At 74.3% G+C, this 22,696-nt stretch carries 25 protein-coding genes; 3 read left to right on the forward strand and 22 right to left on the reverse strand.

The features are described from left to right. The 20 genes from NH342_RS14250 to NH342_RS14345 all read right to left on the reverse strand — a co-directional run. Nucleotides 1-1,297: YifB family Mg chelatase-like AAA ATPase (locus tag NH342_RS14250; RefSeq protein WP_253015540.1), on the reverse strand; the 1,297-nt coding region annotated here is incomplete at its 3' end. Further along, the gene (locus tag NH342_RS14255) at nt 1,297-1,665 is read right to left on the reverse strand and encodes a YraN family protein (RefSeq protein WP_253015541.1); all 369 of its coding nucleotides are present in this window, start codon (nt 1,663-1,665) and stop codon (nt 1,297-1,299) included. The genes NH342_RS14255 and NH342_RS14250, both read right to left, overlap by 1 nt. 113 nt (nt 1,666-1,778) lie before the next feature. After that, nucleotides 1,779-2,114 carry a DUF2469 domain-containing protein gene (locus NH342_RS14260; RefSeq protein ID WP_253015542.1) on the reverse strand — a complete coding sequence of 112 codons (336 nt, stop codon included), beginning with the start codon at nt 2,112-2,114 and terminating at the stop codon, nt 1,779-1,781. Further along, the gene (locus tag NH342_RS14265) at nt 2,111-2,830 is read right to left on the reverse strand and encodes a ribonuclease HII (RefSeq protein WP_253015543.1); all 720 of its coding nucleotides are present in this window, start codon (nt 2,828-2,830) and stop codon (nt 2,111-2,113) included. The genes NH342_RS14260 and NH342_RS14265 overlap by 4 nt, the downstream gene beginning before the upstream one ends. Before the next feature lie 120 nt (nt 2,831-2,950). Beyond that, entirely contained in the window at nt 2,951-3,673 is a 723-nt protein-coding gene (locus NH342_RS14270; protein ID WP_253015544.1) for a response regulator transcription factor, read from the reverse strand. Nucleotides 3,674-3,800: 127 nt separating this feature from the next. Continuing rightward, nucleotides 3,801-4,730, reverse strand: a complete 930-nt coding sequence (gene lepB, locus NH342_RS14275) for a signal peptidase I (protein ID WP_253015545.1) — start codon at nt 4,728-4,730, stop codon at nt 3,801-3,803. A 97-nt stretch (nt 4,731-4,827) separates the two neighbouring features. Beyond that, on the reverse strand, nt 4,828-5,193 hold the full coding sequence (gene rplS / locus NH342_RS14280; RefSeq protein WP_253015546.1) for a 50S ribosomal protein L19: 366 nt from the start codon (nt 5,191-5,193) through the stop codon (nt 4,828-4,830). Between the two features lie 162 nt (nt 5,194-5,355). Continuing rightward, the gene (locus NH342_RS14285; protein ID WP_253015547.1) at nt 5,356-5,853 is read right to left on the reverse strand and encodes an NUDIX hydrolase; all 498 of its coding nucleotides are present in this window, start codon (nt 5,851-5,853) and stop codon (nt 5,356-5,358) included. Beyond that, on the reverse strand, nt 5,850-6,575 hold the full coding sequence (gene trmD, locus NH342_RS14290) for a tRNA (guanosine(37)-N1)-methyltransferase TrmD (protein WP_253015548.1): 726 nt from the start codon (nt 6,573-6,575) through the stop codon (nt 5,850-5,852). Before trmD ends, NH342_RS14285 begins: the two co-directional genes overlap by 4 nt. Continuing rightward, nucleotides 6,572-7,069, reverse strand: coding sequence for a ribosome maturation factor RimM (rimM, locus tag NH342_RS14295; RefSeq protein WP_308200663.1), 498 nt, complete (start codon nt 7,067-7,069; stop codon nt 6,572-6,574). Before rimM ends, trmD begins: the two co-directional genes overlap by 4 nt. Nucleotides 7,070-7,119: 50 nt before the next feature. Continuing rightward, on the reverse strand, nt 7,120-7,356 hold the full coding sequence (locus NH342_RS14300) for an RNA-binding protein (RefSeq protein ID WP_091066043.1): 237 nt from the start codon (nt 7,354-7,356) through the stop codon (nt 7,120-7,122). Between the two features lie 3 nt (nt 7,357-7,359). After that, a complete protein-coding gene (gene rpsP / locus NH342_RS14305) occupies nt 7,360-7,818 on the reverse strand; it encodes a 30S ribosomal protein S16 (RefSeq protein ID WP_253015550.1) in 459 nt (152 codons plus the stop codon). A gap of 329 nt (nt 7,819-8,147) precedes the next feature. Next, the gene (locus tag NH342_RS14310; protein WP_253015551.1) at nt 8,148-9,884 is read right to left on the reverse strand and encodes a proline--tRNA ligase; all 1,737 of its coding nucleotides are present in this window, start codon (nt 9,882-9,884) and stop codon (nt 8,148-8,150) included. A 47-nt stretch (nt 9,885-9,931) separates the two neighbouring features. Continuing rightward, the gene (locus NH342_RS14315) at nt 9,932-10,081 is read right to left on the reverse strand and encodes a hypothetical protein (RefSeq protein WP_253015552.1); all 150 of its coding nucleotides are present in this window, start codon (nt 10,079-10,081) and stop codon (nt 9,932-9,934) included. Then, nucleotides 10,078-10,239 carry a hypothetical protein gene (locus tag NH342_RS14320; protein WP_253015553.1) on the reverse strand — a complete coding sequence of 54 codons (162 nt, stop codon included), beginning with the start codon at nt 10,237-10,239 and terminating at the stop codon, nt 10,078-10,080. The genes NH342_RS14315 and NH342_RS14320 overlap by 4 nt, the downstream gene beginning before the upstream one ends. Nucleotides 10,240-10,336: 97 nt before the next feature. Beyond that, the gene (locus NH342_RS14325) at nt 10,337-11,419 is read right to left on the reverse strand and encodes an amidohydrolase family protein (RefSeq protein WP_253015554.1); all 1,083 of its coding nucleotides are present in this window, start codon (nt 11,417-11,419) and stop codon (nt 10,337-10,339) included. 3 nt (nt 11,420-11,422) lie between these two features. After that, nucleotides 11,423-12,940, reverse strand: coding sequence for a signal recognition particle protein (gene ffh, locus NH342_RS14330; protein WP_253015555.1), 1,518 nt, complete (start codon nt 12,938-12,940; stop codon nt 11,423-11,425). Between the two features lie 50 nt (nt 12,941-12,990). Then, a complete protein-coding gene (locus tag NH342_RS14335; protein ID WP_253015556.1) occupies nt 12,991-15,318 on the reverse strand; it encodes a [protein-PII] uridylyltransferase in 2,328 nt (775 codons plus the stop codon). A 133-nt stretch (nt 15,319-15,451) separates the two neighbouring features. Continuing rightward, complete coding sequence (locus NH342_RS14340; RefSeq protein ID WP_091066026.1) at nt 15,452-15,790, reverse strand: P-II family nitrogen regulator; 339 nt, start codon at nt 15,788-15,790, stop codon at nt 15,452-15,454. Further along, entirely contained in the window at nt 15,790-17,106 is a 1,317-nt protein-coding gene (locus NH342_RS14345) for an ammonium transporter (protein ID WP_253015557.1), read from the reverse strand. Before NH342_RS14345 ends, NH342_RS14340 begins: the two co-directional genes overlap by 1 nt. 223 nt (nt 17,107-17,329) lie before the next feature. On the opposite strand from NH342_RS14345, the gene NH342_RS14350 reads away from it, so the two are divergent. Beyond that, nucleotides 17,330-18,442 carry a HoxN/HupN/NixA family nickel/cobalt transporter gene (locus NH342_RS14350; protein ID WP_253015558.1) on the forward strand — a complete coding sequence of 371 codons (1,113 nt, stop codon included), beginning with the start codon at nt 17,330-17,332 and terminating at the stop codon, nt 18,440-18,442. Nucleotides 18,443-18,445: 3 nt separating this feature from the next. Here NH342_RS14350 and ftsY read toward each other — a convergent pair whose 3' ends face one another. Continuing rightward, nucleotides 18,446-19,633 carry a signal recognition particle-docking protein FtsY gene (gene ftsY, locus NH342_RS14355; RefSeq protein WP_253015559.1) on the reverse strand — a complete coding sequence of 396 codons (1,188 nt, stop codon included), beginning with the start codon at nt 19,631-19,633 and terminating at the stop codon, nt 18,446-18,448. A 60-nt stretch (nt 19,634-19,693) separates the two neighbouring features. Between ftsY and NH342_RS14360 the strand changes: the two genes are divergently transcribed. Beyond that, nucleotides 19,694-21,331: an alkaline phosphatase D family protein gene (locus NH342_RS14360; protein WP_253015560.1), complete on the forward strand. Its 1,638-nt coding sequence runs from the start codon at nt 19,694-19,696 to the stop codon at nt 21,329-21,331. 3 nt (nt 21,332-21,334) lie between these two features. Here NH342_RS14360 and NH342_RS14365 read toward each other — a convergent pair whose 3' ends face one another. Continuing rightward, nucleotides 21,335-22,219, reverse strand: coding sequence for an NAD(P)-dependent oxidoreductase (locus NH342_RS14365; RefSeq protein WP_253015561.1), 885 nt, complete (start codon nt 22,217-22,219; stop codon nt 21,335-21,337). A gap of 51 nt (nt 22,220-22,270) precedes the next feature. Between NH342_RS14365 and NH342_RS14370 the strand changes: the two genes are divergently transcribed. Further along, on the forward strand, nt 22,271-22,696 hold a 426-nt coding region (locus NH342_RS14370), incomplete at its 3' end, for an endonuclease/exonuclease/phosphatase family protein (RefSeq protein WP_253015562.1).

A 22,696-nucleotide genomic window follows, 5' to 3' on the forward strand; every position in this document is an offset into this window, starting at 1 on the left:
TCGAGGTCGTCGCCGTCACCGGTGGCACCCCGGCCGCCGCCCGGGCGGCGCGCACCCGGGCCGCGACGACGGCGGTGGACTCGGGTGCGGCGACCCGGTCCAGCCAGCCGGCGCGGGTGACCGGGGGCAGCTGCACCCGCAGGTCGACGCGGTCCAGCAGCGGTCCCGACAGCCGGGCCTGGTAGCGACGGCGTTCCAGCGAGCCGCAGGTGCAGGCCGCGTCCCCGGCCGGCGAGGCGCAGGGGCACGGGTTGGCCGCCAGCACCAGCTGCGCCCGGCAGGGGAAGGTGGCCGACCCGTGGGCGCGGTGGATGGTGACCGTGCCGCGTTCCAGGGGCTGGCGCAGCGTGTCGAGCACGGTGCGCGGGAACTCGGGGGCCTCGTCGAGGAAGAGCACGCCACCGTGTGCCCGGGACAGCGCGCCGGGGCGGATGTGGCCGGAGCCCCCGCCCACCAGCGACACCGTCGACGCCGAGTGGTGGGGCGACTCGAAGGGCGGGCGGGTGATCAGGTCGGCTCCCGGTGGCAGCGTGCCCGCCACCGACGCCACGGCGGTGACCTCGGTGGCCAGCTCGTCGTCCAGGGCGGGCAGCAGCCCGGGCAGCCGCTGGGCGAGCATGGTCTTGCCGGCCCCGGGCGGACCGGACAGGAACAGGTGGTGCCCGCCGGCGGCGGCCACCTCGACGGCCCGCCGCCCGGTCACCTGGCCCACGACGTCGGCCAGGTCGGGCCCGGGCGGCAGCGGCGGCAACGGCCGCCGCTCGTGGGCACCCAGCCGCGCACCGCCGCGGCGCAGGTGCGCCACCACCTCCCTGAGGTGCTCGGCGGCCAGCACCTGAACGCCGCCGACCAGGGCCGCCTCGTCGGCGTTGGCGGCCGGGACCACGACGCAGCCGAACCCCGCCGCCCGGGCGGCCAGCACCCCGGGGAGCACCCCGCGCACCCCGCGCAGCGAGCCGTCCAGGCCGACCTCGCCGAGGAACACCGGACGGTCGACCCCGTGCAGCGCGGGCTCGCCGGTGGCCGCCAGCGCCGCCACCGCCAGCGCCAGGTCGAACCCGGCGCCCTGCTTGGGCATCGCCGCCGGGGACAGCGCGATGGTCACCCGGCCCTCGGGGAACCGCCAGCCGCACCGGCGCACCGCGGCCCGAACCCGGTCGACCGACTGCCGCACCACCGCGTCGGGCAGCCCGACCAGGGACAGCCCGGGCGCGCCGCTGGCTGCGTCCACGGCCACCTCGACCAGCGCGCCGGCGACCCCGACCAGCCCGACCGACCACGTGCGCGCCTGCGCCATCAGAACGCCCCGCGCAGGTGGCTGACCGTGGCCCGGCCGGCGACCACGAGCACCCCGACGACGTCGAAGCGCAGCACGACCGCGTGCTCGTCGTGGGCGTCGAGCCACCACCGGGCCAACTGCTTGAGCCGGGCCTGCTTGGCCGGGGTGACGGCCTCCAGCGGGGTGCCGTACCGGGTGCCCGAACGGGTCTTCACCTCGCAGAACACCAGTGCGTCGCCCTCGCGGGCGACGACGTCGAGCTCACCGCGCGCGCAGCGCCAGTTGCGGTCGAGGACGGTCAGCCCGGCCGCGGTCAGGTGGTCGACGGCCAGCTGCTCGCCGCGGGCGCCGAGGGCGGCCCGGTGATCGGCTCGGGATGTCTGCACACCGCCACCGTCGGGCCCCGGCGCCCGCCGCGGGGCCGGTCCCGACGAACTGTGGACAGAAGCGCCGGGTGTGGACGACGGCGGGCGCGGGTGCGCCCCGCCGTGCTAAGGGGTCAGGTGGAGGGAGGCCGGGTGATGCCCGGGTCGTCGGGCAGCTCCAGGTCGGGCTTGTCCAGCTCCTCGACGTTGACGTCCTTGAACGTCACCACGCGCACGTTCTTCACGAAGCGGGCGGGGCGGTACATGTCCCACACCCAGGCGTCGGACAGCTTCAGCTCGAAGAACACCTCGCCGCCGGCCTCCCGGACCTGCAGGTCCACGGAGTTGGCCAGGTAGAAGCGCCGCTCGGTCTCCACCACGTAGGAGAACTGGCGGACGATGTCCTTGTACTCCCGGTAGAGCTGCAGCTCCATCTCGGTCTCGTACTTCTCGAGGTCCTCGGTGCTCATCGCAGACTCTCCACGGGCGTCGGGGACTGGTGCACCGCACCATCATCGTCCATGCGGGGTCGGCCGCCACGCGCGACGTGCGCGTCCCGGGCCCGGGCGACGTTGACGAACCGGTGCCGGTGCTCGGCGCACGGGCCGAACCGGTCCAGCGCGGCGGCGTGCAGGTCGGTGATGTAGCCCTTGTGCACGTCGAACTCGTACTGCGGGAACCGGCGGTGCAGGTCGACCATCATCCGGTCGCGGGTCACCTTGGCGAGCACCGACGCCGCGGCCACGCACGCGGACACCCGGTCGCCCTTCCAGACCGCCAGGGTCGGCTGGGCGAGCCCGCCGACCGGGAAGCCGTCGGTGAGCACGTAGTCGGGGACGACGTCGAGGGTGCCCACCGCCCGCCGCAGCGCCTCGATGTTGGTCACGTGCATCCCCCGCTCGTCGAGCTCGGGGACGTCGACGACCACCACCGACCAGGCCACGGCGCGGGCGACGACCTCGGCGTAGACGCGTTCGCGGGCCGCGGCGGTGAGCAGCTTGGAGTCCGCCAGCCCGGGCACCCGGCCCCGCCGTCCGGCCGGCAGGATGCACGCGGCCGCGACCAGCGGGCCGGCGCAGGCACCGCGACCGGCCTCGTCGGCGCCGGCGACGGCGGTGAAGCCGCGGCGGCGCAGCGAGCCCTCCATGGACCAGAGGGCGTCGGGTGGGCGGGGCGGGGCGGGCATCGCCTGCCGAGCCTACGACGGGGCACGAGCCGGCCCCCGGACGACGGGGACCGGCTCGGCACCGGGGGGGGTGTGCGGCCGGGGCGCCGAGGAGGCGGACGCCCCGACCGCACGGGTCGGTCAGACGGTGGCGGCCTCGGCGGGCTCGCCGGCGGCGTGCCCGTGGCCGCAGGTGCAGCTGCCGCCGTTGCGGGCCGACAGGACCAGGGAGACCGCGTGCGCGCGGTCGCGGGCACCCAGCTTGCGCAGGATGGCCTTCACGTGGCTCTTGACGGTGTCCTCGGAGATGAACAGGTTGCGGCCGATGGCGCGGTTGCTCTGGCCCTGGATCAGCTCGTCGAGGACGTCGGACTCCCGGCGGGTCAGCGGCACGGAGGGGGTGAGCTCCTTGGTGACCGGGACCTCGCTGGGCTCGACGCGGCGGATCTGCGGGTCGACGACGGTGCGGCCGGCGCGGGCGGCCAGGACCGACCAGCCGAGCAGGGTCGGCGAGGTGTTCATGAGCAGGTAGCCGCGGATGCCGGCGGCGAGGGCCTCGTTGACCACGGCGGGGTCCTCGGAGGTGGCCAGCGCGACGATGGCGACGCGGGGGTAGCGGCGACGCAGGTCGCGGCAGACGTTCAGGGTGGCCGCGCGGCCGGCCCCGAGCTCGACGACGACGGCGTCGGGGCGGGCGGACTCGACCAGGGTCAGGGCCCGGCGGACCTCGCCGGGGACGCCGACGGCCTGCATGCCGGCGGTCTCGTTGACCATGCTGACCAGGCCGCGGCGCAGGACCGGGGCGTCAGCGAGGAGCAGAACGCGGGTGACGCCGCGGGTCGAGCCGGCCGTGGTGCTGGACATTGCATTTCTCCGATCGAGTGCGATGACTGACAATCCGTTCATCGACTCACCCGAGCGGGTGCTTGAACACTTCGTGATGATTTTTTTCCTCACCACCCGGAATGGCGGTGACCATTCCGGGAATGGCTCACCGCCGCCGGCGTCTCCACGCCGCGACCGGGACCGCGCCCCCGAGCCCCAGCAGCACCGGGGCCACCAGTGCGACGTCCCCCTGCACGGCCATGCCCACCACTCCCATGCCCACCCCCATGCCCTCGGCCTGCTGCGGCTGGATCGCCGGGCTGTCCAGGAAGGTGAACCGGCTGAACGGCCACACGATGACCGAGGCCTTGCCGATGACGTCGTCGACGGCGATCGTGCCGGCGTACCGGTCGCCCACGTGCGAGCGGGAGTCCGCCGAGGCCGACCGGTGGTCGCCCATCACCCACAGCCGGCCCTCGGGGACGGTGACCGGGCCGAAGGGACGGGTCTCCAGCGGGGTGTTCTCGTAGATGTAGGGCTCGTCCAGCGGCTGGCCGTCGACGGTGACCCGGCCCTGGACGTCGCAGCACTGCACGGTCTGACCGCCGGTGGCGATGACGCGCTTGACGTAGTCGTCCTCGCTCGGCGGCGCGACGCCGATGGCCCGGCCGAGGAACAGCGCGGCGGAGGAGAACCAGTTGGCGGGCTCGGCGACCTGCACCTCCGGCGTCCAGGTGTCCGGCCCCTGGAAGACGACGACGTCGCCGGGCTGGGGGTCTGCGAACCAGTAGGGCGGCTTGGTCACCAGCACGCGGTCACCGGTGCAGCCGGTGCAGCCGTGCAGGGTCTGCTCCATGGAGCCCGAGGGGATGAAGAACGCCTGCACCAGGAAGGTCTTCACCAGCAGCGCGAGCACGAAGGCGACGACCAGCAGGATCGGCAGCTCCTTGAGCAGCGACCCCTTCTTCTGCTCCTCGCGGTCGCGCCGGCGGGCCCGCCGGGAGAACCGCCCGACCCGGACCTCGCCCTCGCCGCCACCGTCGCGGTGGCTCCCGGCCTCGTCGTCGGCGGGGTCGGTCGTCCGGTCGGTGCTCATCGCCGGTCAGCGTACGTTCCGGTGCCGCGCAACCGGCCCAGGACGCACGACGGCCCGGCTGCCGTGGGCAGCCGGGCCGTGCGCGAGGTGCGGGGGGTCAGCGGGCGACGGTCTCGCGGACCTCGCGCTTCTCCTTGATCTTGGCGGCCTTGCCGCGCAGGTCCCGCAGGTAGTACAGCTTGGCGCGGCGGACGTCGCCGCGGGTCAGCACCTCGATCTTCTCCACCACGGGGGTGTGCACCGGGAAGGTGCGCTCCACGCCGACACCGAAGCTGACCTTGCGGACGGTGAAGGTCTCGCGGATGCCGCCGCCCTGGCGACGCAGGATGACACCCTGGAAGACCTGGATGCGCGAGCGGGTGCCCTCGATGACCCGCACGTGCACCTTCACGGTGTCCCCGGGCCGGAAGTCGGGGATGTCGTCGCGCAGCGACTCGGCGTCGAGGGCGTCCAGGGTGTTCATCGCAGCAGTCCTCAGTCCTAGCGGTGTCTGTTCTCGGGCTGCCGGCCGGGCGCGCAGCGGCCTCGGCACGTGATCCGGGGAACCGCGCTCGGTGCAGAGCGGCAGCAGCAGTGCTCCATCGTGCCACACCGCGGAGCAGGTGGACGCGGCGGGCCTGTGATCTCAGCCGTCGACGACCCGCGGCGGGCCGGTCCACGGACCGGCGAGCAGCTCGGGCAGCAGGTCGGCGAGCCCACGCGGGGCGAACCGCTCACCCGACGCGGCGACCTCGGTGGGGCTCCACCAGCGGTGCGGCTCGTCGGCCAGCACCTCCAGCTCGGTGCGCCCGGCGACGTCGACGACGTGCTCGACGTCGCGCAGCACGAAGAAGGTCTCCCGGTTGTCGTACTGCTGACCGCCGAACTCGCCCACGAACCGCCGCAGCCACACCGGACCCTCGAGGTCGGCCGGCGTGGCGACGAGCCCGGTCTCCTCGGCCAGCTCGCGGACGGCGGCCCCCCGCAGGGTCTCGCCCTCCTCGACCCCGCCGCCGGGGGTGTACCACCACAGCACCTCGCCGGGGACGGCGTCCGGGGCCGTCAGCCGGCCGCCGAACAGCAGCACCCGCCCCTCGGGCGAGACCACCAGGACCCGGGCCGTCGGACGGACCACCGCGCTCACGCGTCGGCGTCCAGGGCGGCCCGGTCGGCGGCGGTGAGCTCGACCCCGGCCAGCAGGTCGGGACGGCGGTCGGCGGTGCGCCGGAGGGACTCCGCGCGCCGCCACCGGGCTATCGCGGCGTGGTCGCCGGAGCGCAGCACCGGGGGCACGTCGAGGCCGCGCCAGGACGCCGGGCGGGTGTACGAGGGGCCCTCGAGCAGGCCGTCGGCGTGCGAGTCGAACTCCACGGACTCGGCGTTGCCCACCACGCCGGGGATGAGCCGGGTGACCGCCTCGACCATCACCAGGACGGCGGACTCCCCGCCGGCCAGCACGTAGTCGCCGATGCTGACCTCGGACACCGGGCCGTGGGCCGCGGCGTCGTCGGCGACCCGCTGGTCGATGCCCTCGTACCGGCCGCAGGCGAAGACCAGGCCGGGTTCGGTCGCCCACTGCGCGGCGACGGCCTGGGTGAAGGGCCGCCCGGCCGGGGTGGGGACGACCAGCCGGGTGCCGGGACGGCGGACGTCGGCCAGGGCGCGGCCCCACGGCTCGGGCCGCATGACCATGCCGGGCCCGCCGCCGTAGGGGCTGTCGTCGACGGTGCGGTGCACGTCGTCGGTCCAGGTGCGCAGGTCGTGCACGCCGATCTCCACCAGGCCCCTGGCGACGGCCTTCCCCAGCAGCGCCTGCCCGAGCGGCGCCAGGTACTCCGGGAAGATCGTGAGGACGTCGATCCTCACAGCTCCAGCAGCCCCTCGGGCGGGGTGAGCACCAGGTGTCCGGCGGCGACGTCCACGGTCGGGACGATGGCGCGCACGAAGGGCACCAGCAGGTCGTGGGTGCCCGGCCGCCGGACGACGAGCAGCTCGGCGGCGTCGTGCCGGACCGCGGAGACGGCGCCGACCACGGTGCCGTCGGTGAGCCGGACCTCGAGCCCGACCAGCTGGTGGTCGTAGAAGGAGTCGTCCTCGAGCTCGGGGAGGTCGGCGACCTCGACCACGAGCAGCGTGTTCCGCAGCTCGTCGGCGGTCTGCCGGTCGGCGACGCCCGCGACGCGCAGGAGCAGGGTGCCCGAGTGCCACTTCACCGACTCGACGGTCAGCGGGCCGCGGTCGGCCGGCTCGGTGGCCAGCACCGCACCGGGGGTGAACCGGCGGTCGGGGTCGTCGGTGCGCACCTCGACGGTCACCTCACCACGAACACCGTGGGGTCGGCCGATGCGGCCGACCACCACGGTGTCGGTGGGGGTGCCCTGCGGGCGCGGGGCGGTGCCCAGTGCGTTCCTCAGCGCCCGTCGGTGTCGACGACGTCGACCCGCAGGCCGCGTCCGCCGACCCCGGTCATGACCTGGCGCAGCGCCTTGGCGGTGCGCCCGCCGCGGCCGATGACCTTGCCGAGGTCGTCGGGGTGCACCCGGACCTCGAGGGTCTTGCCGCGGCGGCCGTTGATCAGGTCGACGGCGACGTCGTCGGGGTTGTCGACGATGCCCTTGACCAGGTGCTCGAGCGCCTCTTCGAGCACGTCTTACTCGGCAGCGGTCGCGTCGTCGGCCGGCTTCTCGTCGGCCTTCGCCTCGTCGGCCTTCTCCTCCGCCTTGGGGGCGGCCTTCTTCTTCGGGGTGGTGGCCCCGGCGGCCGGCTCGTCGGCGGCGGCGCGGGCGGCCTCCTCGTAGGCGGCCTTCTTGTCGGGCTTGGGGGCCGCGACCTTCATCGGCTCGGGGGCCGGCTCGCCCTTGAACTTCTGCCAGTCACCGGTCACCCGCAGGATGGCGGCGACGGCCTCGGTCGGCTGCGCGCCGACGCCCAGCCAGTAGGCGGCACGCTCGGCGTCGACCTCGATGAAGGAGGGGTCCTCCTTGGGGTGGTACTTGCCGATCGTCTCGATCGAGCGGCCGTCCCGCTTGGTGCGGGAGTCGGCGACGACGATGCGGTAGTACGGCGCGCGCATCTTGCCCAGACGCATGAGCTTGATCTTGGTGGCCACGGTGGGTGGTGTACTCCTCGTACGGGTTCTCGGGTGCTCGCCCCTGCGGGCGCGTGGGGGTACGCCGGGGGCGGAGCGGGTGGACACGCGGCCGCGACGGTGAGAGGGCCGCCGGCAGCACGTGCTCGACCGCCCATCATGCCAGACGGCGGGAGGGGTCCGGGACGCTGCTCCACCCCGTGGGGCTGTGACCTCGGGCGGCCGCCGACGGCTCCCCGGCCCGCGGCGTGGATCAGGTGGGACGACGACCGTGCATCCTCCGCCGCCGACGTCGGTGGCGGAGGATGCACGCTGCTCGTCGGACCTGATCCACGCCGGACCGGCCGGGGCTACCCGCGGACGGCGGCGAGGACGGCAGCGGCCGCACCCTCGACCGGGATGTCCTGCCGGTCGCCGGTGGCCCGGTCGCGCAGCTCCAGCACGCCCTCGACCAGCCCGCGGCCGACGGTGACGATGGTCGGCACCCCGAGCAGCTCGGCGTCCTTGAACTTCACGCCGGGGCTGACCTTGGGGCGGTCGTCGTAGAGCACGGTCAGCCCGGCGGCGACCAGCTCGCCGGCCAGCGCCTCCGCCGCGGTGAAGACGGCGGCGTCCTTGCCGGTCGCGACCAGGTGCACGTCGGCCGGGGCGACCTCGCGCGGCCACACCAGGCCGAGCTCGTCGTGCGTGGACTCCGCGATCGCGGCCACGGCGCGGGAGACCCCGATGCCGTAGGAGCCCATGGTGACGGTGACGAGCTTGCCGTTCTCGTCGAGGACCTTGAGGTCCAGGGCGTCGGCGTACTTGCGGCCGAGGGCGAACACGTGGCCCATCTCGACCCCGCGGGCGAGCTCCAGCGGGCCGGAGCCGTCCGGGGCGGGGTCGCCGGCCCGCACCTCGGCGGCCTCGATCGTGCCGTCCCAGGTGAAGTCCCGGCCGGCGACGAGGTCGAAGACGTGCTTGCCGGGCTCGTTAGCCCCGGTGATCCAGCGGGTGCCGGTGACCACCCGGGGGTCGACCAGGTAGCGGATGCCCGACGCGCTGTCGGAGCCGAGGACCTGCGGGCCGATGTAGCCCTTGACCAGCGCGGGGTGGGCGGCGAAGTCGGTGAACGGCTCGACCTCGGCCGGGGAGACCTGGGCCTCCAGCCGCTTGGTGTCGACCTCCCGGTCGCCGGGGACGCCGATGACCACGGGCTCGGCGGTGCCGTCGGGGTGCCGGAGCTGCACGACGACGTTCTTCAGCGTCGAGGCCGCGGTGTACCCGGCGTCGGGGAACAGCTGGTCCGCCGCGGCCACCAGCGTCTCGATGGTCGGGGTGTCCGGGGTGTCCTCGACGTGCGCGGCCGGCAGCCCCTCCACGGGGACCTCCGCAGGGGGCACGGTGGTGACCGCCTCGACGTTGGCCGCGTACCCGCCGGGCGAGCGCACGAAGGTGTCCTCGCCGATCGGGGTCGGGGTGAGGAACTCCTCCGACCGGGAGCCGCCCATCGCGCCGGAGGTGGCCGAGACGATGACGTACTCCAGGCCCAGCCGGTCGAAGATGCGCATGTAGGCGTCGCGGTGCGCCGCGTAGGAGGCGTCCTGCCCGGCGTCGTCGACGTCGAAGGAGTAGCTGTCCTTCATCACGAACTCGCGGGTGCGGAAGAGCCCGGCGCGGGGCCGTGCCTCGTCCCGGTACTTGGTCTGGATCTGGTAGATCGACAGCGGCAGGTCCTTGTAGGAGCCGTAGAGGTCCTTCACCAGGAGCGTGAACATCTCCTCGTGCGTGGGGCCGAGCAGGAAGTCGGCTCCCTTGCGGTCCTGCAGCCGGAAGACGTTGTCCCCGTACTCGGTCCAGCGGCCGGTGGCCTCGTAGGGCTCGCGGGGCAGCAGCGCCGGGAAGTGCACCTCCTGCGCGCCCATCGCGTCCATCTCCTCGCGGACCACGCGCTCGACGTTGCGGTAGACCCGCCACCCCAGCGGCAGCCAGGTGAACCCACCGGGCGCGGCCCGGCGGATGTAGCCGCCGCGCACGAGCAGCCGGTGGCTGGGGACCTCGGCGTCGGCCGGGTCGTCGCGCAGGGTGCGCAGGAACAGGGTGGACATCCGCAACAGCACGGGGGCAGTCTCCCAGCCCGCGCCGAACGGATTCCCTACAGGTAGCCGTCCAGCACGGCGGCCGCTGCACGCAGCTCCTCGGCCGCGGCGGCCAGCCGCTCGTCCCGTCCCGCCCGCACCACGGCTGCGACGCCGTCCTCGGTCAGCTCCCGCCGCGGCGCCTCGGTGGCCCCGACCCCGGTCACGGCGCCCGCGACCGGCCCGTCACCGGGTCCGGCGCCGGCACGGCCTCGGCGTCGGCGACCGCGCCCAACGTGGTGCGCAGCACCGCCGCCGTCGCCCGGTCGCGGGCCCGCATCGCCGCCGTCAGGTCCGCCCGCACCTGCGCCACCAGGTCGTCCACGGGTGCACCGTAGGCACCCCCGCCAGCGAGTTGATCATCGCCAGGTGCAGGTCGGACACGCAGGACCACGGCGTGTCCCGCCTGCGGACGACGATGATCAACTGCGGGACGAGGTGACCACGCGGCCGCGGAGCAACGTCAGCTGCGGGCGCGCCAGGGCGTCGAGGTCCTCGCGGGGGTCGCGGTCGTAGACCACCAGGTCGGCGGGGGCGCCCTCCACCAGGCCGGGCAGGCCCAGCCACTCCCGCGCCGCCCAGGACGCCGCCGCCAGCGCGGCCTCGCGCGGCAGGCCGGCGGTGTGCAGTGCCCGGACCTCCTCGGCGATCGTGCCGTGCTCGATGCCGCCGCCGGCGTCGGTGCCGGCGAAGACGGGCACCCCGGCCTCGTGCGCGGCCCGCACCACCGCACCGGAGGAGGCGTACAGCCGGCGCATCGTCGAGGCGTAGGACGGGAACTTCCGCTCCCCCGCCGCCGCGAACCCGGGGAAGTTCTCCACGTTCACCAGCGTGGGGACGACGGCGGTGCCACGCGCCGCCATCTCGGCGACGAGTTCCTCGGTCAGGCCGGTGCCGTGCTCGAGGCAGTCGATGCCGGCCCGGATGAGCCCGGGCAGCGCGTCGGTGCCGAAGGTGTGCGCGGTGACCCGGGCGCCCTCCTCGTGCGCGGCGGCGATCGCCTCGGCCAGTGCGTCGTCGGGCCACAACGGACCGAGGTCACCGGCGCCCCGGTCGATCCAGTCGCCGACCAGCTTCACCCAGCCGTCGCCGCGCCGGGCCTGGGTCCTGACCTCCTCGGCCAGCGACGGCGGCTCCACCTCGACCGCGAGGCCCGGGATGTAGCGCCGCTCGCGGGCGACGTGCCGGCCGGCCCGCAGGATCCGCGGCAGGTCGGGGTCGTCGTCCAGCGCCCGGGTGTCGACCGGTGACCCGCAGTCGCGCAGCAGCAGCACCCCGGCGTCCCGCTCGGTGAGCGCCTGCTCGCGCGCGGCCGCCAGGTCCTCGACCGGCCCGCCGCCCCGCGCGATGCCCACGTGGCAGTGCGCGTCGACCAGCCCGGGCAGCACGAACCCGCCCCGGGAGACCGTCTCGGCCCCGGGGACGGGGTCGAAGGTGATCCGCCCGTCGCGCACCCACAGGTCGCGGGTCTCGCCCTCGGGCAGCAGCACCCCCGACAGGTGCACGACTCAGCGGTCCTTGAACTTGGAGAAGTCCAGGGTGGACAGGTCGGGCATGGCCTGACCCGGCGGCAACCCAGGGATCCCCCCCGGCGGCATCGACGGCCCGGCGCCGATCTGCCGGCGCGCGGGCTTCTTGCCCTTCTTGCCGCCCTTGCGGGCCGGGGCCTGCTGCTGGCGGCCGCGGGCCTTCTTCGACATCGGGCCCATGCCCGGCATGCCCATCGAGCCGGCCATCTGGCCCATCATCTTCTGCGCCTGCGCGAAGCGCTCCAGCAGCGAGTTGACCTCGGTGACGGTCACCCCGGAGCCGTTGGCGATGCGCACCTTGCGCGACGAGTTGAGGATCTTGGTGTTGACCCGTTCGGCAGGGGTCATCGACCGGATGATCGCCGCGGTGCGGTCGAGGTCCCGGTCGTCGATGCTGGCCAGCTGCTCCTTCATCTGCCCGGCGCCGGGCAGCATCTTCAGCAGGTTGGCGATGGGCCCCATCTTGCGGATGGCCATCATCTGCTCGAGGAAGTCCTCGAGGGTGAAGCCGTCGCGGCTGGCCAGCTTGCTGGCCATCTTCTCGGCCTGGTCGGCGTCGAAGGCCTGCTCGGCCTGCTCGATGAGGGTGAGCACGTCGCCCATGCCGAGGATGCGCGAGGCCATCCGCTCGGGGTGGAAGACGTCGAAGTCGGCCAGCTTCTCGCCGGTCGAGGCGAACATGATCGGCTGGCCGGTGACGCCGCGGACCGACAGCGCAGCACCACCGCGGGCGTCGCCGTCGAGCTTGGTGAGCACGACGCCGGAGAACCCGACGCCTTCGGCGAAGGCGATCGCGGTGGTCACGGCGTCCTGGCCGATCATGGCGTCGACGACGAACAGCGTCTCGTCGGGCTGCACGGCGTCGCGGATGCCGGCGGCCTGCGCCATCAGCTCGGCGTCGATGCCCAGCCGGCCGGCCGTGTCGACCACGACGACGTCGTGCATCGTGCGGCGGGCGTGCTCGATCGAGTCCCGGGCGACCTGGATGGGGTCGCCGACGCCGTTGCCGGGCTGCGGGGCGTAGACGTCGACCCCGGCCTGCCCGGCGACGACGGAGAGCTGGTTGACCGCGTTGGGGCGCTGCAGGTCGCAGGCCACCAGCAGCGGGGTGTGGCCCTGCGCCTTGAGCCAGCGGCCGAGCTTGCCGGCGAGGGTCGTCTTCCCGGCGCCCTGCAGACCGGCCAGCATGATGACCGTCGGCGAGGTCTTGGCGTACCGGATGCGGCGGGTCTCCCCGCCCAGGATGCCGACGAGCTCCTCGTTGACGATCTTGATGATCTGCTGGGCCGGGTTCAGCGCCTGGCTGACCGCGGCACCCCGGGCCCGCTCCTTGACCGCGGCGATGAACTCGCGCACCACCGGCAGGGCGACGTCGGCCTCGAGCAGCGCGATCCGGATCTCCCGGGCCGTGGCGTCGACGTCGGCGTCGGAGAGCCGGCCCTTGCCGCGCAGCCCGGTGAAGACCTTGTCGAGCCGGTCGGAGAGGGTCTCGAACACAACACGTCCTCAGCAGCGGTGGAACCAGGGGCTCCCCAGGGTATCCAGCCCTAGCGCGGAGCCGGGTCGGGTGCGCTGCCCGCGGCTGCGTCCAGCAGCGCCCGGGCGACCCGCTCGCGCTGCCCCTCGTCGACCGGGGTGCCCGAGGGGTCGGCCAGGTAGAAGGCGTCCACCGCGTCCGCGCCGAGGGTCTCCACGGTGGCGCCGCGGACGTCCAGGCCCTCGGCGGCCAGCGCTGCGGTGAGCCGGTGGAGCAGGCCGGCCCGGTCGGTGGCGCGCACCTCGACCAGGGTGTTGGCCGCACCCGTGGCCTCGGCGTCGAACCACGCCACCCGGGGTGGCGCGCCGCGGGTGGCGTCCTGGCTGTAGTCCCGCTCCCGCTGGGCCAGCCGCTCCCCCAGCGGCAGCGTGCCCTCCATGGCGGCCCGGACGCCGTCGGCCAGGATCGTCGGGTCGGGCAGCCGTCCGAACCGGGGGCGGACGGCGAACACCGAGGTGGCGTGGCCGGCCTCGACGGTCACCCGCGCCGCCCGGACGTCGAGCTGGTTGAGCGCCAGCACGCCCGCGCACAGCGCGAACAGGCCGGGCCGGTCGGGGGCGCCGATCGTGACCTGCTGGCCGTCGGCGACGTCCTCCACGCCGACCGTCACCGGCCGGGTGGGGCCCGGGATCTCCGGGGCGGGGGCGGTCACCTGCGGGTCGCTGGGCGCCAGCACCGGCTCGGGGACCGCGGCCGACCCCAGCCGCGCGGCGACGCGACCGACCAGCGCGGCCACCAGGTGCGCCTTCCACGGCGACCACGCCGAGGCCGAGGTGGCCGCGCCGTCGGCCTGGGCCAGGGCGTGCAGCAGCTGCAGCAGCGCCGGGTCGGCGCCGATGGCCTCCACCACCCGGTCGATGGTGGCCGGGTCGTCGAGGTCGCGGTGGGTGGCGACGTCGGGCAGCAGCAGGTGCCAGCGCACCATCGCCACGAGCATCGCCACGTCGGCGGGGGCGAACCCCATGCGGGTCGCCATCTCCTGCACGACAACCGCGCCGACCTCGGAGTGGTCGCCCGGGTGGCCCTTGCCGATGTCGTGCAGCAGCGCGCCCACCAGGAGCAGGTCGGGCCGGTCGACGTCGCGGGTCAGCTCCGCCGCCGCCGACGCCGCCTCCACCAGGTGCCGGTCGACGGTGAACCGGTGCCAGGGGTGGCGCTGGGGCAGCGAGCGCACGTGGTCCCACTCCGGGAGCATGCGGACCAGCAGACCCTCCTGGTCCAGCTGCTCGACCACCGGGACGGCGCTGCGGCCGCTGGCCAGCAGGCGCAGGAACGACCAGCGCACCTCGGCCGGCCACGGCTCGGGCAGCGGCGGGGAGTGCGCGCCGAGCACCTTGAGCGTGTACGGGGACAGCAGCAGGTCCGCGTGCGCGGCCGCCGCGGCGCCGCGCAGCACGAGCCCGGGGTCGGCGGCGGGCTTGGCGTCGCGGGCGAGGACCACCTCGTCGCCCTGCCGCACCACGCCCTCGGCGAGCGGCTCGCGCCGGATGCGCCGGTAGCGGGCGCGGGGCCGGCGGACCAGGGCGGCGTCCACCCGGCGCCAGGCCTCGTCGACCACGAAGGCCAGCCGCCGTCCGGCCAGGCTGACCCGGCGCAGCAGGACGTCGTCGTCGGCGAGCCCCAGGGCTTCGGCGACACCGGCCTGCTCCTGCCGGACGAGCACGTCACCGGCCCGGCGGGTGCGCCGGCGCAGCTCGTCGCGGACGTCGACCAGGAAGGCGTAGGCGTCCGCGGCGTCGGCCGGGGGCTCGTCGACCAGCTGGGCCAGGGCGAGGGCGCGCAGCACCTGGCCGTCGCGCAGCCCGCCGTAGGCCTCCTTCAGGTCGGGCTCGAGCAGGAAGCCCAGCTCGCCGAGCGTGCGGGCCCGGGCCCGGCGGATCTCCCGCAGGTCGGGCAGCAACCGGGAGGCCCGCTGGCGCCAGGTGGTCAGGGTGGCCGAGCGCAGCGCGCCGACGACCTCCTCGTCGCCGGCCACCAGCCGGACGTCGAGCAGCCCCAGGCCGGCCTTGACGTCGTCACCGGCGACCGCGGCGGCCTCGGCGACGGTGCGGACGGAGTGGTCGAGCTTGTGCCCGGCGTCCCAGACCGGGTACCAGACCGCGTCGGCGACCTGCCCGATCCCGCGTCGCCCGTCGTGCACCAGCACCAGGTCCAGGTCGCCGTGGGGTGCGGGCTCCCGGCGGCCCAGGCTGCCGACGGCGGCCAGCGCCACCCCGGTGCGGGCACCGGCGGGCACCGCGGCCTCCAGCAGACCGCCCAGCCAGCCGTCGAGGGCGGCGACCCGCGCGGCGCGGGGCAGGGCGGCGAGCTCCGCGGGGGTGGGCGCTGCGGGAGCCATCGGGGTCACCTCGTCGTCGTGGCGGGTCGTCGTGGCGGGTCGTCGTGGCGGGTCGTCGTGGCAGGTCGGGAACGGCGTCGGCCGGGGTGGTGGGGGCCTCCCACCACCCCGGCCGACGGGACGGGCACGGCGACTACAGGGCGTCGGCCCCGCGCTCGCCGGTCCGGACCCGCACGATCTCGTCGATCGTGGTGACCCAGACCTTGCCGTCGCCGATCTGGCCGGTGGAGGCGGACTCCACGACGGCGTCGACCACGCGGGCGGCGTCGTGCTCGCTGACCACGACCTCGATCCGGACCTTGGGCACGAAGTCCACCTGGTACTCCGCACCGCGGTAGACCTCGGTGTGGCCCCGCTGGCGACCGAAGCCCTGCACCTCGGAGACGGTGAGCCCCGCGATGCCGATCAGCTCCAGGGCGTTCTTGACGTCGTCGAGCTTGAACGGCTTGACGATCGCGGTGACCAGCTTCATCAGTGCGAACCCTCCACGGTCTTGGCGGTGGTGGCCTGGTGGAGGGCGGACCCGCTCCCACCGCTCAGGCTGGTGAAGTCGTAGCCGGACTCGGCGTGCACGACCTGGTCGATGCCGGCGACCTCGTCCTCCTCGGTGATCCGGAAGCCCATGGTCTTCTGGATCACCGTGCCGATCACGTAGGTGAGGACGAAGGAGAACACGAGGACGGCGAGCGCCCCCACGACCTGGCGCCAGAGCTGGTCGACCCCGCCACCGTAGAACAGCCCGCTGACGCCGGCGGCAGCCGAGTCGGTGGCCAGGAAGCCGACGGCGATGGTGCCCCACAGACCGCCGACCAGGTGGACGCCGACGACGTCGAGGGAGTCGTCGTAGCCGAAGCGGTACTTCAGGCCCACCGCCAGGGCGCACAGCACACCGGCGACCGCGCCCAGGATGATCGCGCCGATCGGCGAGACGGCCGAGCAGGACGGGGTGATGGCGACCAGGCCGGCCACCGCACCGGAGGCCCCGCCGAGGGAGGTGGAGTGGCCGTCGCGGATCTTCTCGGTCAGCAGCCAGCCGAGGGTCGCCGCACCGGTGGCGACCATCGTGTTGACCCAGACCAGGCTGGCCGCGGTCCCGGCCGACAGCGCCGACCCGGCGTTGAAGCCGAACCAGCCGAACCACAGCAGCCCGGCGCCGAGCATCACCAGGGGCAGGTTGTGCGGCCGCATGGCCTCCCGGCCGAAGCCGCGGCGCTTGCCGAGCACCAGCGCGAGGGCCAGCCCGGCGGCACCGGCGTTGATGTGCACCGCGGTGCCGCCGGCGAAGTCGATGGCGGCGAGCTGGTTGGCGATCCAGCCACCGGTCACGCCGAGGTCGTCGTTGTCGAAGGCGAACACCCAGTGCGCGACGGGGAAGTAGACGATCGTCGCCCAGATGCCGGCGAAGACCATCCAGGCGCCGAACCGGGCCCGGTCGGCGATGGCACCGGAGATCAGCGCCACGGTGATGATGGCGAAGACGGCCTGGAAGCCGACGAAGGCCATGTCGGGCAGGCCGTTGGTGACCGTGTCGAACAGACCCTCGAGGCCGAGGTACTCGGTCGGGTTGCCCAGCAGGCCGCCGCCCACGTCGTTGCCGAAGGCGATGGAGTAGCCGTAGAGGACCCACAGGACGCTGATCAGCGCCAGGGCTCCGAAGCTCATCATCATCATGTTGAGGACGCTCTTGGCGCGGACCATGCCGCCGTAGAAGAGCGCGAGGCCCGGGGTCATCAGCAGCACGAGGGCCGCGCTGGTGAGGATCCAGGCGGTGTTGCCAGTGTCGACCACGGCAACCTCCTGATCAGGGGTCGTCGGCCATCGGCCGGGGGCTGGGGGTCGGTCGAGGTAGACAGTGGGGCAGCTGTGCTACGCCCGAGGTCCGGACGTGTTTCGCACCGGTGAACTCCGGCCCGCGTGTCGCGCCCCCGTGCTACGGCCGTGTTGCGCGAGCCCCGATCGGGCTTGTTGCAACCCCTGTGCAGGTGCGAGGTGCTCGCACTAGGGTCCGTTCGTGACCACCACCGCGCCCGACCCCCTGGCCGTCGCGGTCCCGGCGCGGGGCTTCAGCCGCCGGGACAAGCGCAGCATCGCCACCATGGCCGCCGCCGTCGTGGGCCTGCACGTGCTCGGCTGGGGCGTGCTGCTGTTCGCCGTCGCCCCGCAGCGGCTGGACCTGGGGAGCGCGGGCGTGCTCGGCGTCGGCGTCGGGCTGACGGCCTACCTGCTCGGTGTGCGGCACGCCTTCGACGCCGACCACATCGCGGTCATCGACAACACCACGCGCAAGCTCGTGGGCGACGGCACCCCCGCCGTCGGCACCGGGTTCTGGTTCTCCCTGGGGCACTCCTCGGTGGTGCTCGTCGCCAGCGTGCTGCTCGCCCTGGGCGTGCAGTCGGTCGCCGGGGTCATCCAGGACGGCGACTCCGGCGCCGCGTCGGTGCTCGGCCTGGTCGGCACCCTGGTGGCCGGTGCGTTCCTGTTGGTGATCGGTGCGATGAACCTGGTCGCGGTGGTCGGCATCGCCAAGGTGCTGCGCGGCATGCGGTCGGGCGAGCTGGACGAGGCCGCCCTGGAGCACCACCTGCACAACCGCGGGTTCATGGCCCGGGTGCTGGGCCGGTTCACCCGCCGGGTGTCCAAGCCCTGGCACCTCTACCCGGTGGGTCTGCTCATGGGCCTGGGCTTCGACACCGCCACCCAGGTCGGGCTGCTGGTGCTCATCGCTGGGTCCGCGGCCTTCGTGCTGCCCTGGTACGCCATCGTCGTGCTGCCGGTGCTGTTCATGGCCGGCATGAGCCTGTTCGACACCGCCGACGGCGTGCTGATGACCCGGGCCTACGGCTGGGCGCTGGTCAAGCCGGTACGCAAGGTCTTCTACAACCTCACCGTCACCACGCTGTCGGTGACCGTCGCGCTCGGCGTCGGCTCGCTCGTGCTGGTCGGCCTGCTCGTCGAGCGGTTCGGCATCAGCAGCGGCCCGCTGGCCTGGCTGGCGTCGTGGAACCTGGACTACGTGGGCTTCGGCATCGTCGCGCTGTTCGTGGTGACCTGGGGCCTCGCGCTGGCCGTCTGGCGCTGGGGCCGGGTCGAGGAGCGCTACTCCTCGGTGCCCGACCCCGCCTGACGGTCAGCCCCCGACCAGCGCCTCGGCGAACGCGCGGGGCTCGAAGGGGGCCAGGTCGTCGGCGCCCTCGCCCAGCCCGACCAGCTTGACCGGGATGCCCAGCTCGCGCTGCACCGAGATGACGATGCCGCCCTTGGCGGTGCCGTCGAGCTTGGTCAGCACCACGCCGGTGACCGCGACCGCCTCGGTGAACACCCGGGCCTGCACGACGCCGTTCTGGCCGGTGGTGGCGTCGAGGACCAGCAGCACCTCGTCGACCGGGCTCTGCTTCTCCACGACCCGCTTGACCTTGCCCAGCTCGTCCATCAGGCCGAGCTTGGTGTGCAGCCGGCCCGCGGTGTCGACCAGGACGGCGTCGACGTCGGCCTCGCGTCCGGTCCGCACGGCGTCGAAGGCGACCGAGGCGGGGTCGCCGCCCTCGGGACCGCGCACGGTGGGGACGCCGACCCGTTCGCCCCAGGTCTCGAGCTGGTCGGCCGCGGCGGCGCGGAAGGTGTCGGCGGCACCCAGCAGCACGCTGCGACCGTCGCCGACCAGCACGCGGGCGATCTTGCCGCAGGTGGTGGTCTTGCCCGCCCCGTTCACCCCGACCACGAGGACGACGGCGGGCCGGTCGAGCTCGCGGTCGGTGGCCAGCGACCGGTCCAGGTCCGGGCCGAGGACGGCGGTGAGCTCGGTGACCAGCAGCTCGCGCAGCGCGGTGGCATCACCGGTGGCCAGCACCATCGACTGGGTGCGCAGCCGCTGCACGATCTGGGTGGTCGCGGCGACCCCGACGTCGGCGGCCAGCAGGGTCTCCTCGACCTCCTCCCAGTCGTCCTCGGTGAGCTTCTCCCGGGCCAGCACGGTGAGCAGGCCGCGGCCCAGGGAGGACTGCGAGCGGGCCAGCCGGCTGCGCAGCCGGACCAGCCGGCCGGCCGAGGGCGGCGGGGTCTCGAAGGTCAGCCCGGGCTCGGGCTCGGCCGGCGGCAGCTGCACCGGCGGGACGGAGAGGTCCTCGGTCCCGACCGGGGGCACGGTGGCCGGCGGCGTCGCGACGGGCTGGTCGTCCGTGGGCCGCGGCCGGGTGATGGTCGGCGCGGCGGTGCCCTCGTCGAGCCGGGTGGTCCGCCGGCCGCGGCCGACCAGCAGGCCCACCCCGACCAGCAGCGCGACGACGACGACCGCGACGGCGATGATCACGAACTCCATGCACACCAGTCTCCCAGCCCACGCTGGTCGGCACCGGGCGCGGTGGGCCAAGCTGGCGGCGTGCCGTCGACACCGAGACTGGTCCTGGGTCCACTGCTGCGCCACGTCGACCCGGTGTCGGCCACGGTCTGGGTGGAGACCGACCGGCCCTGCACGGTGCGGGTGCTCGGCGCCACCGCGCACACCTTCGGCGTGCAGGGCCACCACTACGCGCTCGTCGTCGTCGAGGGCCTGGAACCGGGCAGCACGACGCCCTACGAGGTGCACCTGGACGACGTCCCCGTCTGGCCGCCGGCCCGCTCGCCGTTCCCGGCCAGCCGCATCCGCACCCCGGGTGGGCCGGGCACCGTGCGGATCGCGTTCGGGTCCTGCCGGTACGCCTCCCCCGCCTCGGTCGACGCGCGCGACGGCATCCCGCCCGACGCGCTGGACTGCTACGCCGTGCAGCTGATGGGCACCCCGCCCGCGGAGTGGCCCGACGCGCTGGTCCTGCTCGGCGACCAGGTCTACGCCGACGAGACCACCCCGCCCACCCAGGCGTGGATGGCGCGGCGACGCGACCTGGCACAGCCACCGGGGCCGCAGGCGGCGGACTTCGAGGAGTACACCCGCCTCTACCGGGAGTCCTGGGGCGACCCGGAGGTCCGCTGGCTCCTGTCGACGGTCCCCTCGTCGATGATCTTCGACGACCACGAGATGATCGACGACTGGAACACCTCGGCGGCCTGGCGGGCGCAGATCGAGGCCCAGCCGTGGTGGCGCCGGCGCATCACCGGCGGGCTGACCAGCTACTGGGTCTACCAGCACCTGGGGAACCTCTCCCCCGCCGAGCTCGCCGCCAACGCGACCTGGCGGGCCATGCAGGGTGCCGACGACGCCGGGCCGATGCTCACCGCGATGGCCGAGGGCGCCGACGGCGACCCCACCGCCTTCCGGTGGAGCTACGTGCGGCACTGGGACGACGTCCGGCTGGTCATGGTCGACAGCCGGGCCGGACGGGTGCTCGCCGAGCACGACCGGCAGATCCTCGACGACACCGAGTTCAGCTGGGTCGAGCAGGCGCTGCGCGAGGCCGCCGCCGACGGCGTGGCGCACGTGCTGGTCGGCACCTCGCTGCCCTGGCTGCTGCCGCACGCCATCCACGACATCGAGCGCTGGGACGAGACCCTCGCCCTCCGGCACCACGGCCGGCTGCTGGGCCGGCTGGCCGAGAAGCTGCGGCAGGCGGCGGACCTGGAGCACTGGGCGGCGTTCGGGCAGTCCTTCGAGCGGCTGGGCCGGGCGGTGGTGTCCCTGGCCCGGGGGGAGGCCGGCCGGGCACCGTCCACCGTGCTGGTGCTCTCCGGGGACGTCCACCACGCCTACGCCGCCGAGCTGGTCTCCCCCGGCGGGCTGCGCAGCCGGGTGCACCAGCTGACGGTGTCCCCGCTGCACAACCAGGCCCCGCACGCCATCGAGGTCGGCTTCCGGATCGGCTGGAGCCGGTGGGCCCGCGCGCTCACCGGGTCGATCGCGAAGGCCGCGCGGGTGGGCCGCACCCGTCTGGAGTGGTCCAAGCAGGCCGGCCCGTTCTTCGGCAACGAGCTCGGCGAGCTGGTGCTCACCGGCCCCGACGCCCGGTTCCGGCTGTGGGCGACCAGCCGCGACGACGCCGGGGACCCGGTGTTCACCCGGGTGCTGGACACCGAGCTGGCCTGAGGCCTACCCCAGCACGTCGCGCCAGGAGTGCTGCGGCTCGTAGCCCAGCAGCCGGCGGGCCTTGTCGATGGAGTAGAAGGTCTCGTCCGGGCCCATCGGGCGGCGCTGCTCCACCCCGGCGTAGAACTGCTCCCGCACCTCGTCGGTGGTCACCGACACCGACATGTCGGCGTTGGCCACGTTGAACACCTCGTAGCCCAGCCCGTCGGTGGTCAGGCAGCGCTGCACCATCTGTCCCAGGTCGCGGGTGTCGATGTAGGCGAACAGGTTGCGCCGGCGCAGGGACGGGTCCTCGAGGAACGCGGGGAACAGCTGCTCGTACTCGTGCGGCTCGATGACGTTGTTGATCCGCAGGCCGTACACGTCGGCACCCGAGCGGGCCTGGAACGACCGCGCCGTCACCTCGCCGGCGACCTTGCTCATCGCGTAGGAGTCCTCGGGGACCGTCGGGTGCTCCTCGTCCACCGGCACGTACAGCGGCTTCCGCTCGCCCTGGGCGAAGCAGATGCCGTAGGTGGTCTCCGAGGAGGCGAAGACGACCTTGCCGATGCCGAGCCGGGTCGCGGCCTCCAGGACGTTGTACGTGCTGAGGGTGTTCGTGGCGTAGGTGGTGGCGTCCGACGAGAGCAGGATCGCCGGGATCGCCGCGAAGTGCACGACCGCGTCGTAGGCCGGGACCGCGGGGCCCTCGAGCTCGGACTGCCGGGCCGCGCCGGCCAGCGCGGAGTACACCTGCCCGAGGTCGGTGAGGTCCACGCGCAGGTCGGCGACGGCGTCGTGGCCCAGCGGGGTGAGGTCGGCGTTGGTGACCTGGTGGCCCTGCTCGGCGAGGAACGGGGCGACGTGGTGGCCGGCCTTGCCGCTGCCGCCGGTGAAGAAGATGCGCATGCCCACCATTCGACAGCGCGGTCGCGCATCCCGCCTGGGAAGGTGGGGTGCGTGACGTCCGTCCGCCTGGTCACCTTCAACATCCACCACGGCGTCGGGGACGACGGCCGGCACGACCTGGCGCGCATCGCCGCGGTGCTGGCCGACGCCGACCCCGACGTGGTCTGCCTGCAGGAGGTCGACCGGCACTACGGCGCCCGCAGCGAGGACGTCGACCAGGCCGAGCTGCTGGCCCGCGCGCTGGACCGGGAGCTGCTGTGGGCCTCGGCGATCGAGAAGGCGCGCCCCGGTGACCGGCCCGCCGTCCGGTACGGCAACGCGCTGCTGACCCGGCTGCCGGTGGCCGACGAGGCCGCGGTGCGGTTGCCCGGGTCGGGCGAGCCGCGGGCCGCGCTGCGGGCCGACCTGGTCAGCGGGGACGGCGCGCTCCGCGTGGTGGCCACCCACCTGGCCAGCGACTCGGCCCGCTCGCGCGCC

The sequence above is a fragment of the Klenkia sp. PcliD-1-E genome (assembly GCF_024124375.1).
Lineage (GTDB): Bacteria > Actinomycetota > Actinomycetes > Mycobacteriales > Geodermatophilaceae > Klenkia.